The following is a 15,377-nucleotide window of genomic DNA, read 5'->3' as shown; positions in this document are numbered from 1 at the left end:
TGAATGACTCATTCAAGACGTTTGCCGCCGCCGGACGGACCCCAGGAGTCACAGCAGCACCACCCCGATTCGCCTGCGGCGAACGCGTTTGACACTCGTCTAGAACATATGTTCGACTGGCGCTGTGCGATGGGATCGGCAGCGAGCGGGGGAAGGTGAGCCGGCACTGCCCGGGCTGGAGGGCCTGGTGCGGTCCGTGCGGTCACCGGAGTTCGACGGCGTCACCTTTCACGAGGTGCACGCCCGCTCCGTGCTGAACAAGGTGCCCTCCGGGTCCGGCGTGCCGTTCAGCTGGACCGTCAACCCGTACCGCGGCTGCTCCCACGCCTGCACCTACTGCCTCGAAGGCGGCACCAAGATCCTGATGGCGGACGGCCGCACCAAAGCGCTGTCCGAGCTGGAGGTCGGCGACGCCATCTACGGCACCCGCGGCCACGGCGCGTCCCGGCGGCTGGTGCCGACCCGGGTCGAAGCGCACTGGACGACCCTGCGCGCCGCCTACCGGGTGACCCTGGAGGACGGCACCCGGCTCGTCGCGGGCGGCGACCACCGGTTCCTCACGAGCAAGGGCTGGAAGCACGTCACCGGCACCAAGTTCGGCGCCGCGCAGCGCCCGCACCTGGAGCCCGGCACCGAGCTGATCGGCGTCGGCCGGTTCGAGCCGACGCCGGACGAGACGCTCGGGTACCGGGCCGGCTACCTCTGCGGGATGCTGCGCTCCGGCGGGTTCGCCGCGGAACCGGACGCCGCCACGCGCGCGCTCGAGTACCTGCCCGACTTCGGCTCGTCCGTCGGGTTCCTCAAGGTCCCGGCCGAGCCGGACGCGCACTGGCAGCGCGGCTTCCTGGCCGGCATCTTCGACATCGCGGGCGACTACGGCCGCGGCGTCCTCGCCGTCGCGCACGACGAACCCGAGATCACCGACGCCTTCGTCGGCGCGCTCACCCGCTTCGGCTTCGCGCACCAGATCGACGAGGTGCCGAAGTTCCCCGCCCGGCAGGAGGTCCGGCTCCTGGGCGGGACGGCCGAGGTGCTGCGGTTCCTGCACGTGAGCAACCCGGCGGTGGGGTGGAAGCGGTCGCTGGACGGCGCGGTGATCGGCGCGAGCCGCCGCCGCGTCGAGGCGATCGAGCCGCTGGGCCTGCAGCTGCCGCTGTTCGACATCACCACCGGCACCGGCGACTTCATCGCCGACGGCATGGTGTCCCACAACTGCTTCGCCCGGAACACCCACACGTACCTGGACTTCGACGCCGGCCACGACTTCGACACGCAGGTCGTGGTGAAGGTCAACGCCCCGGAGGTGCTGACGGCGCAGCTGAAACGGCCGTCGTGGCGGTGCGAGCCCGTCGCGATGGGCACGAACACGGACCCGTACCAGCGCGCGGAGGGCCGCTACCGGCTGATGCCGGGGATCATCACGGCGCTGGCCCGCTCCGGGACGCCGTTGTCGGTGCTGACGAAGGGCACCGTGCTGGCGCGCGACCTGCCGCTGCTGCAGCGGGTCTCCGCCGACGTGCCGGTCTCGCTCGCGGTGTCGATCGCCCTGCTCGACCGCGAGCTCCAGCACCGTCTCGAACCGGGCACGCCGAGCCCCCAGGCCCGGCTGGAGCTGGTCCGCAAGGCCCGTGACGCGGGGCTGCCGTGCTCGGTGCTGGTGGCGCCGGTGCTGCCGTGGCTGACGGATTCGCCGGAGGCGCTGGACGCGCTGTTCGCGAAGCTGGCCGAGGTCGGCGCGACGAGCGCGACGGTGATCCCGCTGCACCTGCGCCCGGGCGCGCGCGAGTGGTTCGGGCGCTGGCTGGCGGGCGCGTACCCGGCGCTGGTGCCGCGGTACCGGGAGCTGTACGCGCGGGGGAGCTACGTGCAGAAGGCGTACCGGGAGCGGCTGGGGGAGCGGGTGGCGCCGTTGCTGCGGAGGCATGGGCTGGCGCCGAAGACGGGGTACGAGGCGCGGCGACCGGAGAAGCTGCCCGAACCGCCGCCGGAAGCACCGGTGGTGGAGCAGCTGCGGCTGTTGTGAGGCCGCGAGCCGAGACACCGGTGGCCGAATAGTCACAGCTCTTCCGGCGCGAAGCGGTGGGAGCGCGAACACCGTCGCGCGATCGGTCCTTTGTGGACAACACCGTCCGCCGGTCCGTGATCATCCGCCGGGCCGCCGTGTGGGTGAGGCCGTCACCCGGAACGCCGCCGGCTACCGGTGAACTCCCCCGTTCGCCGTAGTCCGGACACGATTGCGCCACCGTGTCGCGGCCTTGCGGAAAAATGTCCGATCGTGTCGTTGTCGCCCCACCTCACCGACGCCTAACGTCGAAGGGATCGAAGCGGAAGGGAGAGCGGTGATGACGACCTCGCAGACCGACCGGGTCGCGGCCGCCCGGCTCGCGTGGGCCGCCCTGAAGCTGACCCGGGCCGGCCGGCACCCGGTGGGCGTCGAACGGCTGGCCGCCATCGTCGGCGTCGCCCCGGCCGAGGTCCGCCGGCTCGTCGAGCTGATCGGCTTCACCCTGCACCGCGACCTCGTCAGCACCGGTCCCGCGCCGCGCGGCGCCCACCACCGCCTCCAACCCGCCGAAGGCACCCTCGGTGCCGGCCCGGACGGCACCGTCGACATGTTCCTGCTGGCCATCGCCACCGGCGAGCGCGTGCACGCGGAGGCGATCTGCCCGGTCACCCGGACGCGCATCCGCATCGACCTCACCGACCGGGGGATCATCCAGGCCGACCCGCCGTCGGCCGTCGTCGCCGCGGTCGACCTGGGCTTCGGGCTCGACCACGTCGACGCGATGGCCTGCGCGGGCCAGCCGTTCTTCGCGTCCCCGCCGGCGGCGGCCAGCTGGCTGGTCGCCCACCCCGGCGGCGGTATCTACCCGGTCGGCGCCTACCTGGCCCAGGCCCACCGGCTGGTCGCCGCGCTGGAGGCCCGGCCGAAGTACGTGCTCTGACCACCGCGCAAGCCAAGCCTGCCGACGTCGTACGCTGGGCTGTTCGTTAGCCTTTCCGGGCAGCGAGAACACCCCATGTCGAAGGAGAGCAGTCGCAGTGCTCCGCACTCACAACGCCGGCACCCTGCGTGCCGGACAGGCCGGACAGACCGTCACCCTCACCGGATGGGTGGCCCGGCGGCGCGATCACGGCGGCGTCATCTTCATCGACCTGCGTGATGCCAGCGGCGTCGCCCAGGTCGTCTTCCGCGAGGGCGAGATGGCCGAGCGCGCGCACGCGCTGCGCTCGGAGTTCTGCGTCAAGATCGTCGGCGAGGTCGCGAAGCGCCCCGAGGGCAACGCGAACGCCGAGATCCCCACCGGCGAGATCGAGGTCCTCGCGACCCAGCTCGAGGTGCTGTCCGAGGCCGCGCCGCTGCCGTTCCCGATCGACGACCGGGTCGACGTCGGCGAGGAGATCCGCCTCAAGCACCGCTACCTGGACCTGCGCCGCAGCGGCCCGGCCGCGGCCATGCGGCTGCGCAGCGAGGTCAGCCGCGCCGCCCGCGAGGTGCTGCACAACCAGGACTTCGTCGAGATCGAGACGCCGACGCTGACCCGTTCCACCCCGGAAGGCGCCCGCGACTTCCTCGTCCCGGCCCGGCTCAAGCCCGGCTCCTGGTACGCCCTGCCGCAGTCGCCGCAGCTGTTCAAGCAGCTGCTCATGGTCGGCGGCATGGAGCGGTACTACCAGATCGCGCGCTGCTATCGGGACGAAGACTTCCGCGCCGACCGCCAGCCGGAGTTCACCCAGCTCGACATCGAGATGAGCTTCGTCGAGCAGGACGACGTCATCAAGGTCGGCGAGGACATCGTCTCCGCGCTGTGGAAGCTGGTCGGGCACGAGATCCCGCGGCCGATCCCGCGCATCACCTACCACGAGGCGATGGCCAAGTACGGCTCGGACAAGCCGGACCTGCGCTTCGACCTCGAGATCACCGACATGACGGAGTTCTTCGCCGACACGCCGTTCCGCGTGTTCCAGGCGCCCTACGTCGGCGCGGTCGTGATGGCCGGCGGGGCGAGCCAGCCGCGCCGCCAGCTCGACGCGTGGCAGGAATGGGCGAAGCAGCGCGGCGCGCGCGGCCTCGCCTACATCCTCGTGAACGAGGACGGCACGCTCGGCGGCCCGGTCGCGAAGAACCTGTCCGAGACCGAACGCGAGAACGTCGCCGCCGCCGCGGGCGCCAAGCCCGGCGACTGCGTCTTCTTCTCCGCGGGCAAGGCCTCGAGCACGCAGCCGCTGCTCGGCGCCGCGCGCGACGAGATCGGCAAGCGCCTCGGCCTGATCGACGAGGACGCGTGGTCGTTCGTGTGGGTCGTCGACGCGCCGCTGTTCGCGCCGGTCGAGGACATCGGCGACGACGTCGCCGTCGGCGCCGGCAAGTGGACGGCGGTGCACCACGCCTTCACCTCGCCGACCCCGGAGTGGATCGACAAGTTCGAGCAGGACCCGGGCAACGCGCTGGCCTACGCCTACGACATCGTCTGCAACGGCAACGAGATCGGCGGCGGCTCGATCCGTATCCACCGCGGCGACGTCCAGAAGCGCGTCTTCGCGCTGATGGGCCTCGGCGAGGAGGAGGCCCAGGAGAAGTTCGGCTTCCTGCTCGACGCCTTCGCCTTCGGCCCGCCGCCGCACGGCGGCATCGCGTTCGGCTGGGACCGCATCGTCATGCTGCTGGCCAAGGCCGACTCGCTGCGTGACGTGATCGCGTTCCCGAAGACCGGCGGCGGCTACGACCCGCTGACCGCGGCGCCCGCGCCGATCACGGCGCAGCAGCGCAAGGAGGCCGGCATCGACGCGAAGCCGGCCACCCCGCCGCAGAACTAGTGCTGCACCTCAGGGCCGTGTGCCCGCCGGAGAAGACCGCCGAGGCGCTCGACATCCTGCGGGCACACGCCGGGACGGCGCACCTGATCGTGCACCGCGGCGTCGCCGTGTCCCCGGAAGGGGACCTGGTCGAGGCCGATATCGCGCGCGAGGCGGCGGACGAGATCGTGGACGCGCTGTGCGTGCTCGAGCTCGACCGCACCGGCGGGATCACGCTCGAAGCGATCGACACGGCGCTGTCCGACGCCGCCGACGAGGCGGAGGAGGCGGCGCCGGGCGAAGGCGCGGACGCCGTCGTCTGGCAGGAGCTGCTGGCCCGAACGGGCGAGGAGTCGCGGCTCAACGTGACGTTCCTGGCGTTCCTCACCATCGCCTGCCTGCTGGCCGCGGTCGGCGTGCTGACGGACTCCGCGGTGACGATCGTCGGCGCGATGGTCGTCGGCCCGGAGTTCGGGCCGCTCGCCGCCCTGGCGGTGGGCGTGGTGCTCCGCCGGTGGGACCTCGTCCGGCTGGCGGGCGCGGCGCTGGGGATCGGCTTCCCGCTGGCCATGGTCGTGACACTCGGCGGCTCGCTGCTCGTGCGCGTCACGGACGTGTTCGGCGCGCAGGCGTTCGAGCTGAAGCAGCACAACGAGGTCGACTTCGTCTTTTCGGTGGGCATGCCGTCACTGGTCGTGGCGATGCTCGCCGGCGCGGCCGGGATGCTCGCCATGACCTCGGCGAAGTCGGCGGCGCTCGTGGGCGTCTTCATCTCCGTGACGACGGTGCCGGCCGCGGGCTACGCGGTCGTGGCCGCCGTGGCGGGGGAGTGGGGCCGATGCGTCCAATCGGTGGGACAGCTGCTCGTCAACCTTCTCGGAATCGTTGCAGCAGCGGCCATTGTGTTGATCCTGCGCCGGAATGGGCAACGTTTACCGGTGGGGCAGCGTCCGCTTTCACGGGGATGACCCCGCCCGGGCCGGGGGATCCTTCTTGTCCGGATGTCAGTAGTCATGGTTGCTCAGTCACGAGTAGGGTCGGTGACAATGACAGTCGACACCTCCTCCACCGGCGATGCTGGGGTCGGGGCAGGAGCCGAGCAGCTCGCCGTCGCCGCTGCGGTCGCGGCGGGCGAGTCCGTTCTTTCCCGCCGGTTCGGCAGCGCGATCACGCTGGTCGCGCCCGAAGACCTGGCGGGGAGCGGGCCGGCCACGGTCGTCCGGGCGAGAGTGGTGTCGTCGTCCTTCGCGCTGCCGCGCACGCTGGTCATCAAGCACTACGCGGACCAGCCGTCGTCGGGCGCCGACCCGTTCGCCCATGAGGCGGTCAGCTACCAGCTCTTCACCGCGCTCGCGCCGGACGAGCGGATGTGCCCGGAGCTGCTGGCCCACGACGGCCGCGACCGCGTGCTGGTGCTGGAGGACCTCGGCCGCACGCCGACGCTGGAGGACAAGCTCTACGCCCGCGACTCCCGCGCGGCCGAGCGCGCGCTGCTGTCGTGGGCCCGTTCGCTGGGCCGGCTGCACGCGAGCACGGCGGGGCGCGAAGCGGACTTCAACGCGCTGCTGCGCCGGCTCGGCGGCCCGTCGAAGACGGACTCCGCCGCGGGCGACGAACTGCACGAGCGCGTCCCGGCGGTGATCCAGGAGCGCCTGGGCATCCCGGCGCCGGACGAGGTCCTCGCGCAGGTGGCGGCGGCACTGGAGCAGTCGCGGTCGGCGGGCTTCCGCGCGTTCAGCCCGGTGGAGCTGAGCCCGGACAACAACCTCGTGACGGGCGAGAGCGTCCGCTTCCTCGACTTCGAGTACGGCTGCGTCCGCTCGGCCCTGGTCGACGCGGCGCACCTGAGGCTCCCGTTCGCGAGCTGGCCGGACGCGCTGGCCCTCCCGGCGGGCATGAGCGAGGCGATGGTCGCGGCCTGGCGCGCGGAGGTGGTCGGGGTCTGGCCGGCCCTGGCCGACGACGAGGCACTGGCCGAGCACCTGACGACCAGCGAGCTGCTGCGGGTGTGGCTGATCACGGGCGAGGAGCTGGGATCGCTGGACCTCTCCCGCCACGCGGCCCCGGTGAGCCGCGAGGCGGCGCTGGTGACGTGGTGGCGAGACTTGGCCAAGCACGCGGGATATGTCCGGATGACGGCGGTTTCGGAGTTCGCGACCCGGGTGGCGGCGGCGTTGGCGGCCCGGCTGGGCCCGCACGCCGACCTGGCGTTCTACCCGGCTTTCCGCTGACGCCTCTGAGCCGCCCGCGAACAGGACATTTCGCCCTCCTGTGAGGTGAGCGTCAAGAATTAGGCGCCCGGTCGCGGGCGTGTTACCTCGTCCTCACCGCAAGTGAGCTTCCGTGGCCGATGGTCGTGGGCGTGACCGTGATGAGTGTCGAAGTCACCCCCGAACCCTCCCGTCCGAGCCGCCCAGCGCTCGCCGCCGTGCCGTCGCTCGAGCCGCTGAAGCAAGCCCGGCGGCTCGTCGTGCTCGGTGACTCCACCGCTGTCGGGCTGGGCGATCCGCTTCCCCGGCGCGGGGGCTGGCGGGGCGTCGGCCCGCTCGTCGCCGCCGCGCTCGGGGTCGACGATGGTGGCTACCTGAACCCCGCCTTCACCGGTGCGCGGATGCGGTGCGTGCTCACCGACCAGGTGCCCGCCGCCGTCGCGCACCGGCCGGATGTCGCGCTGCTCGTGGCCGGGATGAACGACACCCTGAGGCCGGACTTCGACGCCGCCCGCATCGCCGCCGACCTCACCGGCATCATCCACCGGCTCCGCGAGGTGAACACCACCGTCGTCCCGGTCCGGTTCCACGACCACAGCAAGGTCTTCCGCCTCCCGCCGTCGCTCAAGCGCGCCCTCAGTGCCCGCGTCGCCGAGCTGAACGCCGCCATCGACGACGTCGTCGCCCGCGAAGGCGTGCCCTGCCTCGACCTCGACCGCCTCCCGGGCGCCTACGACTTGGCCGTCTGGAGCGTCGACCGGCTGCACCCCTCGGAGTTCGGGCACCGCCTGCTCGCGGACGGCTTCACCGGCCTCCTCGCCGAAGCCGGCTTCGACGTCCCCGAGCCCGTGAGCCTCACCTGCGGCGGGGGCGTCGAGCCGAGCGCCTCGGGACACGTGGGGTGGCTGGTGCTCAAGGGAATCCCGTGGCTCTGGCGCCGCGGCCGCGAGTTCCTGCCCTACGCCGCGGTCATCATGTGGAAGTCGTTCCGGACCCGCTGAACACCCGCAGCGCCTCCGCGTCGGAAGCCGGGTCGCGGATGAAGTAGTCCGCCCACGCCTCGATGTCGGGATAACCCGAGCGTGAAGCCAGGAACCGGCACGCCGCCTCGACGTCGTACGCCGTGCGCCGCAGCTGGACGCCGTCACCGAGCAGGGCCCAGTGCGCACCGCTTGCGCCGTAAGGCATTCCGACGCTCCCGGGGTTGACGACCAGGCGCCGGTCCGCGAGCCGCACGAACGGCATGTGCGTGTGGCCCAGCACGACCGTTCGCTCGGCCACCCCGGCAAAGACCTCCGTCCACCGCTCCAGCGGGCTGTCGACGAGCACGATTTCCGTGTCGTCACGCGGGGTCGCGTGGCAGAACAGCACGCCGTCGAGCGACACCGTCAGCGGAAGCGCGTCGAGCACCGGCAGGTCCTCGGGACGCAGCTGCCGCGCCGCCCACGGGAAGATCGGGTCCGGGACGAACTTCCCGGCGCCGCGCGCCGAGGCCGCCAGCTCCCGGTCCGCGTTGCCCCGCACCCAGATCGCGCGTGAGCCCAGCGCCCGCAACCGGTCCAGGGTCTCCACCGGCATCGGGCCCGCGAGCAGGTCGCCCAGCAGCACGATCCGGTCCGCCGCCTCGACGTCCGGCTCGGCGAGCACGGCCTCCAGCGCGGGCAGGACGCCGTGGATGTCCGACAGCACCGCCACGTTCATCGGTCCACCCTCGGGCACGGCGGCGCCCCGGGGCGAGTGATTTCGCCCAGGGCGCAACCGGTTCACGCCGTCGTGAGCGGCAGCTCCCGCACGCCCGTCATGTTCGGGTTCACCTGGAACTTCGGCGGCTCACCCGGGATCGTGCGCAGCGCCGGGTAGCGGTCGAACAGGATGTTCAGCGCCACCCGGCCTTCGAGCCGGGCGAGCGGCGCCCCGATGCAGAAGTGGATCCCGCGGCCGAACGCGAGGTGCGGGTTGGGATCGCGCAACGGGTTGAAGGTGTCCGGGTCGGCGAACACCCGCTCGTCGCGGTTGGCGGCCGCCACCCAGACCAGCAGCATCTGGTCCGCGGGCACGGTCGCCCCGCCGAGCTGCACTTCACGCGTGGTCGAACGGGCCACCACCGCGAACGGCGAGAGGTACCGCAACGACTCTTCGATCGCCGGCGGCACCAGGGACCGGTCGGCGCGCACGCGCTCGTCCCACTCCCGGTGCGTGTCCAGGCACAGCACGGCGTTGCCGAGCAGCATCGTGGTGGTGATGTGCCCGGCCAGCAGCAGGACGTTGGCGAAGTTGACGACCTCGTTGCGGGTCAGCTTCTCGCCGTCGACCTCGGCTTCGACGAGCTTGGTCAGCAGGTCCTCCCGCGGCTGCTTCCGCCGTTCGTCGACGTGCACGCCGAGGTACTCGACGAGCGCCTTCTGCCCCTCCAGGGACTTCTTGACCGCCTCCTGCCGCCCCTCGGTCTGCTCCTTGAGCGAGAACTGCTCCGAGGAGTCGAACAGCTTGTCCACCCAGCCCTTGAACAGGTGCCGGTCGCTCGCGGGGACCCCCAGCAGCTCCGCGATGACGATCACCGGCAACGGGTAGGCCAGGTCCTCGACCAGCTCGAGCCGGCCGGACGAGCCCGCCGCGTCGAGCATCTCGTGCGTCACCGCGGCGATGCGCGGCTCGAGGTCCGCGACGACCTTCGGCGTGAACGCCCGGCTGACCAGCTTGCGCATCTTGTTGTGCAGCGGCGGGTCCAGCTGCAGCAGGTTGCCCGCCTGCATCTCCGCGAAGTCGACGTCGAGGTCCTGCCCCTCCATCATCTCCTTCGGCACCAGCCGGGTGGTGTCCGAGGAGTACGTCGCCGGGTCGCGCAGGACCTCTTCGGCCTCCGGGTGCCCGTAGACGTTCCAGAACCCGAGCTCGGCCGCGTGGTGCACGCGCTCCTCGGGCTGCTTCCCCCGCAGCCAGAACTGGGATTCGTGGAGACCCCAGGTGTCCGCTTGTGTGGTGGTCATGTCCGCCCCTTCTTTCCCCTTGTGGCCCCGGGATCAGCCGGGCGCCCTGGTGGGATCGTGTGCGTAGATCCCTTGCCGGTAGCCCGAGACGAGCTCCTCGAGCGCCGAACCGAGCTCCGCCGCCACGTCCGCGACCGCCGCGGGGTCGGGTTCCCCGGCCGGCTCGAACGCCGTGCGGATCAGGTGGGCGAGCACCGTCGCCTTCTCTTCGAGCGGGATGCCGTCGAATTCGCAGGAAAGCGTGTCGCCCAGGTAGAAGCCGAGCGTCGCGGCGTTGAGCGCGTAGGTCAGGTTCGGGACGTCCGAGCGGATCAGCCCGCGCCGGAGCATCGCCTCCTCGAACTGCGAGCGCAGCGCGTCCTGCTGCTTGCGCAGGGCGAGGTCGCCGAGCGAGCCGAACATGTCGGCGTTGCCGCGCAGCATCGCCATCACCAGCGGCCGCCGGTGGGTGACGAGGAACGAGGACGAGATCATCCGGTGCGGGAGGATCATCGCCGGGTCGTCCCGGATCCGGCCCAGGATCTCGTCGGTCAGGTCGGCCGACTCGCGCATCATCAGCGCCTGGAACAGCAGCTCCTTGTTGCGCCAGTGCAGGTAGACGGTGCCCTTGCCGATGCCGACCGCGCGCGCGATGTCGTCGACCGCCACCTTCCGGTAGCCCATGCGCAGCAGCAGCTCGCCCGCCGCGTCCAGGATGCGGTCGGCGCGCTCGCGGTTGGGATGGCTCATGGGTCTCCACCTGCTTGTTCGTTGAGCGTTTGACCTGTTGACCGGATTCGCACTTTCGGTCAACCAGTCATCACGACGGTAGCGCCGATGCGCCGACCACGGCAAGGGTTCTGTCGGTGCCGTCGGTTAACGTCATCGGTGTGGCACAGGACGAGCTCTTCACCGTGAACGCCGACGTGGCCCCGCCGCCCGAGCGGACGACGTCGAACGCGGACGAGCGGCAGGCGGACCCGGCGAGCTCTCCGCTGGCCGTGCGGATGCGGCCGCGTTCGCTCGACGAGGTCGTCGGCCAGCAGCACCTGCTGCGCGAAGGCGCCCCGCTGCGGCGGCTGGTCGAGGGGGCCGCGCCGGCGTCGGTGCTGCTCTACGGCCCGCCCGGCACGGGCAAGACGACGTTGGCGAACCTGGTCTCGATCGCCACCGGACGCCGGTTCGTCGCGATGTCGGCGCTTTCGGCGGGTGTCAAGGAGGTGCGCGGCGTCATCGAGGAGGCGCGGCGGCGCCGGCAGTACAACACCGAGAACACCGTGCTGTTCATCGACGAGGTGCACCGGTTCTCCAAGACCCAGCAGGACGCGCTGCTCGGCGCGGTCGAGGACCGCACGGTCCTGCTGGTCGCGGCGACCACCGAGAACCCGTCGTTCTCCGTCGTCTCGCCGCTGCTGTCGCGCTCGCTGGTGCTGCAGCTGCGCCCGCTGACCGACGACGACATCACGCGGCTGATCGAGCGCGCGCTGGCCGACGAACGCGGCCTCGGCGGCGAGCTGACGCTGACCGACGACGCGCGCGCCCACCTCGTCCGGCTCGCCGAGGGTGACGCGCGCCGCGCGCTGACGGCGCTGGAGGCGGCGGCCGACGCGGCGTCGGCCACCGAGGCGAAGACGATCGACCTGCCGATCGTCGAGTCCACTGTGGACAAGGCCGCGGTGCGCTACGACCGCGACGGCGACCAGCACTACGACGTCATCAGCGCGTTCATCAAGTCGATCCGCGGGTCCGATGTGGACGCCGCGCTGCACTACCTGGCCCGGATGATCGAGGCGGGGGAGGACCCGCGGTTCCTCGCGCGGCGGCTCGTCGTGCACGCCAGCGAGGACATCGGGATGGCCGACCCGACCGCCCTGCAGTCGGCGGTCGCGGCCTCGCACGCCGTCCAGTTCATCGGCATGCCCGAGGGCAGGCTGGCGCTCGCGCAGGCGACGATCCACCTGGCCACGGCGCCGAAGTCGAACGCGGTCGTCACCGGCATCGACGCCGCGCTGGCCGACGTCCGCGGCGGGCTCGCCGGCACTGTCCCGCCGCACCTGCGCGACGGGCACTACGCGGGCGCGAAGAAGCTCGGCAACGCGCAGGGCTACCGCTACCCGCACAACGTCCCGGAAGGCGTGCTGGCCCAGCAGTACCCGCCGGACGAGCTGGTCGGCAAGGACTATTACGAGCCGACCCAGCGCGGCGCCGAGCGCACGCTCGCCGAGCGCGTCCCGAAGCTGCGCCGGACGATCCGCGGGGAGAAGTGAACCCGGCGCACGAATCGTCGGGAACCTGATCACCGGCGTGGCCCGCGGAAGTCAAGATCATCGGGTTACGTAAGCTTCGCGCCTTGAGGTGGCCCGAAACCGGGGTCGCCGTGACCGCAGGAGGCGCTCCCGTGCCCGCGACACTGCAGTGCATCGTCCTGGATTGTCCGGAACCGGTGGTGCTCGCCCGTTTCTACCAAGCCCTGCTCGGCGGCGAGGTGGACCGGCCGGACCCGCGGTGGCGGGTCGACGAGGACTGGTCCACCGTGCACGTCAACGGGATCGTCCTGGGTTTCCAGCGGTCGTTCGACTACCGGCCGCCGCGCTGGCCGGACCCGTCGTTCCCGCAGCAGTTCCACCTCGACTTCGAGGTCGACGACTTCCGCGAGTCCCACCACCAGGTGCTGGCGAACGGCGGCCGGCTCCTCGACCCCGACCTCGGCGGCCGCGGCTGGCGCGTCTACGCCGACCCGGCCGGGCACCCGTTCTGCCTCCTCGGCGACTACTGACCGGACTGCGGGACCGCCGCGCGTTCGGCACGATGGGCACATGAGCGTCGCGTTTCTGGGAACCGGGATCATGGGTGCGCCGATGGCGGCCAACATCGCGAAGGCGGGCCTCGACGTCCGGGTCTGGAACCGGACCCGGGCGAAGGCCGAGCGCCTCGCCGACGTCGCCACCGTCGCCGGTTCGGCGGCCGACGCGGCCGAGGGCGCGGACATCCTGGTGACCATGCTCGCGGACGGACCCGCGGTCGCTTCGGCGTTCGAAGCCGCTTCGCCCGCTTCGGGCACGTTGTGGCTGCAGATGAGCACGGTCGGCCTCGACTGGACCGACCGCCTCGCCGCGGTCGCGGAGAAGGCGGGCGTGGTGTTCGTCGACGCGCCCGTGCTCGGTACGCGCACCCCGGCGGAGCAGGCGCAGCTGCAGGTGCTGGCATCCGGGCCGGACGAGGCCCGTCCCGCGGCGACGCCGGTGTTCGACGCGGTCGCCGTGAAGACGCGGTGGCTCGGCCCGGCCGGGCAGGGGAGCCGGCTGAAGCTGGTGGTGAACGCGTGGGTGCTCGCGCTGACCAACGCCACGGCCGAGAGCCTCGGCCTGGCCCACGGCCTGGGCCTGGACCCGTCGCTGTTCCTGGAGACGATCAAGGGCGGCGGCCTCGACGTCGGCTACGCGCACGTGAAGGGCGCGGCGATGCTGGCCGGCGAGTACCCGCCGGCGTTCCCGGCGGGCTTGGCGGCGAAGGACGCCCGGCTGGTGGTGGAGGCCGCGGGCACCGACATCGACGTGGCGGGCGCTCGCGCGGCGCTGGCCCACCTGGAGGCGACGGTGGAGGCGGGCCACGGCGAAGAGGACATGGCGGCGCTGTACCTCGCGGTGGTGAAGGACGCCTGACCCGCTCGGGTCAGCCCGGGAGGAGCGTGGCGAGGCGGTCGATGCCCAGCCCGCTCGTCATCAAGCGTTCCTTCGCGTTCCCCAGCAGCCGGCGCGTCCACGGCGTGAAGCCGCCGTCGCCGACTTCGGCCGGCTCGCCGCCGAAGGCCGCGTAGACCTTGAAGCACAGCCCCTCGTAGTACCCGCCTCGGCCGCCTTCGCGGTCCGGGAACGCGTGGACCGGCACCGGGACCCCGTCGAGCAGGCCCTCGAACCGCGGGTCCAGCACCGTCACCCCGAGCGAGACCGCGGTGGCCCCGAGCGCGAAGCAGCCCGCCGCCACGAGGCGCGCGTGCTCGGCCGCCGCCGTCCGCTCGAACTCCAGGCCGCCCGTGTCGCGGCCCGCCGTCACCGCGCCGAACAGCGAGAAGTGCGCGAACAGCCCGGCCGGCACGCGCTGGGCGCGCACCACGCGCTGGACGGTCGCCAACCGGACGACATCCCCGGCCGGGCGCCGGACCGCCGCCTCCAGGGCCAGTCCCGTCGTGGGGTCCGCCGCGACCTCGGTGCCGCGGCCGGTCGGCACCACCCGGTGCTGGGCCAGTCCCGTCACCGCCGACTGCGTGCCCAGCGGGACCAGCGGCGCGAGCGTCACCAGGTCGAACTCCGAAGCCGCACCGAGCAGGGCGTCCTCGACCCGGCGCAGCACGGTGAACGGCAGCGGGCTGGCCGCGACGAACCGGTCGTCCCGGTGCCGGCGGAGCACGTCGGCGGGAGCCAGCCGGGCCGCGCGCCGCCGCGCGATCTCCAGCTGGACCGTCGTCAGGTCGGCGCCCGGCAACGCGGCCAGCACGTCGGCCGCGGCTCCGGCCGGGCCGGCGAGCACCCGGCGACCGGGCCCGTCGTCGTGTCCCATCGCCCAGGTGTACCGCCCCGCGACCGCCGGAGCGAGGCGTTTTCCGGCCCGCGCGGGGTGACACGGTCGGGGACCCGGCCAGGCGGTAACCTCACCTGCACCCAAGACGCCAAGTCACACAGTGAACCGAGGAGGGCCCGTGTCGGCAGGGCAGATCGCCGCGTTGATCGCCGCAGGAGCATTCGTGGTGCTGGTCGTCCTGCTGGCGATCCCGCTGATCAAGCTCGGCAAGACGCTGGACGCGGCCACCGAGGCGATCGAGCGCACCAACAGCAACACCGACCCGCTGCTGGTCGGCGCGAACCAGACGATCACCCACGTCAACGCCCAGCTGGAGCGCGTCGACGGGATCACGTCGAACGCGCAGGCCGTCACCGGCAACGTCTCCGCGCTGACGTCGGTGTTCACCGCGACCCTGGGCGGCCCGCTGGTCAAGACCGCGGCGCTGTCCTACGGGCTCAGCAAGGCGATCCGGGCGCGCAAGAAGAAGAGCGCGCTGAAGGCAGCGAAGAAGGCCGGCAAGTGAAGCGGCTGTTCTGGCTCGGTGTCGGCGTGGTCGCCGGCGTCGCCCTGTCCCGCAAGGCCGCCGAAACCGCTCGTCAGGCCACTCCGGCCGGGTTAGCATCGAACCTGGGCGAGGCCGTGCGCGAGCTGGCCGGCGCCGTCGGTTCGTTCGGCGCCGAGGTGCGCGCGGGCATGAGCGAGCGGGAGCAGGAGTTGCACGACATGGTCGAGGAGCGGACGGGCGTGGTGACGCCGCAGGCGTCCGGCCGGCACGCCGCCGACCGCCGCCCCGTCCGGCGAGCTCGCCGGGCGGAGCGCTGACCGGTCGCGCCCGCGCGACCCG

The 15,377-nt window shown here is 72.3% G+C and carries 15 protein-coding genes; 11 read left to right on the top strand and 4 right to left on the bottom strand.

Annotated features, from left to right (window positions below):
* Positions 1-124: 124 nt before the first annotated feature.
* The 6 genes from ACZ7PG_RS08520 to ACZ7PG_RS08495 all read left to right on the top strand — a co-directional run bounded on the left by ACZ7PG_RS08520 (position 125) and on the right by ACZ7PG_RS08495 (position 8,008).
* On the top strand, positions 125-2,023 hold the full coding sequence (locus ACZ7PG_RS08520; protein WP_470238437.1) for an intein-containing Rv2578c family radical SAM protein: 1,899 nt from the start codon (positions 125-127) through the stop codon (positions 2,021-2,023).
* A gap of 319 nt (positions 2,024-2,342) precedes the next feature.
* Positions 2,343-2,945 (top strand): organomercurial lyase, encoded by a 603-nt coding sequence (merB, locus tag ACZ7PG_RS08515; protein ID WP_470238436.1) that lies wholly within the window; start codon positions 2,343-2,345, stop codon positions 2,943-2,945.
* Between the two features lie 97 nt (positions 2,946-3,042).
* Positions 3,043-4,818: an aspartate--tRNA ligase gene (gene aspS, locus ACZ7PG_RS08510; protein WP_470238435.1), complete on the top strand. Its 1,776-nt coding sequence runs from the start codon at positions 3,043-3,045 to the stop codon at positions 4,816-4,818.
* Positions 4,818-5,765 (top strand): DUF389 domain-containing protein, encoded by a 948-nt coding sequence (locus tag ACZ7PG_RS08505; protein ID WP_470238434.1) that lies wholly within the window; start codon positions 4,818-4,820, stop codon positions 5,763-5,765. Before aspS ends, ACZ7PG_RS08505 begins: the two co-directional genes overlap by 1 nt.
* Before the next feature lie 78 nt (positions 5,766-5,843).
* Positions 5,844-7,028: a phosphotransferase gene (locus tag ACZ7PG_RS08500; protein WP_470238433.1), complete on the top strand. Its 1,185-nt coding sequence runs from the start codon at positions 5,844-5,846 to the stop codon at positions 7,026-7,028.
* A 119-nt stretch (positions 7,029-7,147) separates the two neighbouring features.
* Positions 7,148-8,008 (top strand): SGNH/GDSL hydrolase family protein, encoded by an 861-nt coding sequence (locus tag ACZ7PG_RS08495; RefSeq protein ID WP_470238432.1) that lies wholly within the window; start codon positions 7,148-7,150, stop codon positions 8,006-8,008.
* Here the strand turns inward: ACZ7PG_RS08495 and ACZ7PG_RS08490 are convergent.
* The 3 genes from ACZ7PG_RS08490 to ACZ7PG_RS08480 form a co-directional block, all read right to left on the bottom strand.
* A complete protein-coding gene (locus ACZ7PG_RS08490; protein ID WP_470238431.1) occupies positions 7,980-8,708 on the bottom strand; it encodes a metallophosphoesterase family protein in 729 nt (242 codons plus the stop codon). The genes ACZ7PG_RS08495 and ACZ7PG_RS08490 overlap by 29 nt on opposite strands.
* A 62-nt stretch (positions 8,709-8,770) precedes the next feature.
* Complete coding sequence (locus ACZ7PG_RS08485; RefSeq protein WP_470238430.1) at positions 8,771-9,994, bottom strand: cytochrome P450; 1,224 nt, start codon at positions 9,992-9,994, stop codon at positions 8,771-8,773.
* Positions 9,995-10,027: 33 nt separating this feature from the next.
* Positions 10,028-10,723: a TetR/AcrR family transcriptional regulator gene (locus ACZ7PG_RS08480; protein ID WP_470238429.1), complete on the bottom strand. Its 696-nt coding sequence runs from the start codon at positions 10,721-10,723 to the stop codon at positions 10,028-10,030.
* 140 nt (positions 10,724-10,863) lie between these two features.
* On the opposite strand from ACZ7PG_RS08480, the gene ACZ7PG_RS08475 reads away from it, so the two are divergent.
* The 3 genes from ACZ7PG_RS08475 (at position 10,864) to ACZ7PG_RS08465 (ending at position 13,635) form a co-directional block, all read left to right on the top strand.
* Positions 10,864-12,240: a replication-associated recombination protein A gene (locus tag ACZ7PG_RS08475; protein ID WP_470238428.1), complete on the top strand. Its 1,377-nt coding sequence runs from the start codon at positions 10,864-10,866 to the stop codon at positions 12,238-12,240.
* Between the two features lie 131 nt (positions 12,241-12,371).
* Positions 12,372-12,749, top strand: a complete 378-nt coding sequence (locus tag ACZ7PG_RS08470) for a VOC family protein (RefSeq protein WP_470238427.1) — start codon at positions 12,372-12,374, stop codon at positions 12,747-12,749.
* Between the two features lie 40 nt (positions 12,750-12,789).
* The gene (locus ACZ7PG_RS08465) at positions 12,790-13,635 is read left to right on the top strand and encodes an NAD(P)-dependent oxidoreductase (protein WP_470238426.1); all 846 of its coding nucleotides are present in this window, start codon (positions 12,790-12,792) and stop codon (positions 13,633-13,635) included.
* Positions 13,636-13,645: 10 nt separating this feature from the next.
* Here the strand turns inward: ACZ7PG_RS08465 and ACZ7PG_RS08460 are convergent, their stop codons facing one another.
* The gene (locus ACZ7PG_RS08460; RefSeq protein WP_470238425.1) at positions 13,646-14,530 is read right to left on the bottom strand and encodes a hypothetical protein; all 885 of its coding nucleotides are present in this window, start codon (positions 14,528-14,530) and stop codon (positions 13,646-13,648) included.
* Between the two features lie 139 nt (positions 14,531-14,669).
* Between ACZ7PG_RS08460 and ACZ7PG_RS08455 the strand changes: the two genes are divergently transcribed.
* Both ACZ7PG_RS08455 and ACZ7PG_RS08450 read left to right on the top strand, forming a co-directional pair.
* On the top strand, positions 14,670-15,056 hold the full coding sequence (locus tag ACZ7PG_RS08455) for a DUF948 domain-containing protein (protein WP_470238424.1): 387 nt from the start codon (positions 14,670-14,672) through the stop codon (positions 15,054-15,056).
* Positions 15,053-15,355, top strand: a complete 303-nt coding sequence (locus ACZ7PG_RS08450) for a hypothetical protein (protein WP_470238423.1) — start codon at positions 15,053-15,055, stop codon at positions 15,353-15,355. The genes ACZ7PG_RS08455 and ACZ7PG_RS08450 overlap by 4 nt, the downstream gene beginning before the upstream one ends.
* The last annotated feature ends 22 nt before the right edge of the window (positions 15,356-15,377 follow it).

This window comes from Amycolatopsis sp. NPDC114504, assembly GCF_055633595.1.
Note: the sequence above shows the minus strand (reverse complement) of the source record. Positions and strands in the feature narration are given on the sequence as shown.

Bases quoted from the DNA above. Each gene is read 5' to 3' on its own strand.
- merB (WP_470238436.1), top strand. From the start codon at position 2,343: ATGACGACCTCGCAGACCGACCGGGTCGCGGCCGCCCGGCTCGCGTGG.
- ACZ7PG_RS08500 (WP_470238433.1), top strand. From the start codon at position 5,844: ATGACAGTCGACACCTCCTCCACCGGCGATGCTGGGGTCGGGGCAGGA.
- ACZ7PG_RS08495 (WP_470238432.1), top strand. From the start codon at position 7,148: ATGGTCGTGGGCGTGACCGTGATGAGTGTCGAAGTCACCCCCGAACCC.
- ACZ7PG_RS08490 (WP_470238431.1), bottom strand. From the start codon at position 8,708: ATGAACGTGGCGGTGCTGTCGGACATCCACGGCGTCCTGCCCGCGCTG.
- ACZ7PG_RS08485 (WP_470238430.1), bottom strand. From the start codon at position 9,994: ATGACCACCACACAAGCGGACACCTGGGGTCTCCACGAATCCCAGTTC.
- ACZ7PG_RS08480 (WP_470238429.1), bottom strand. From the start codon at position 10,723: ATGAGCCATCCCAACCGCGAGCGCGCCGACCGCATCCTGGACGCGGCG.
- ACZ7PG_RS08465 (WP_470238426.1), top strand. From the start codon at position 12,790: ATGAGCGTCGCGTTTCTGGGAACCGGGATCATGGGTGCGCCGATGGCG.
- ACZ7PG_RS08460 (WP_470238425.1), bottom strand. From the start codon at position 14,530: ATGGGACACGACGACGGGCCCGGTCGCCGGGTGCTCGCCGGCCCGGCC.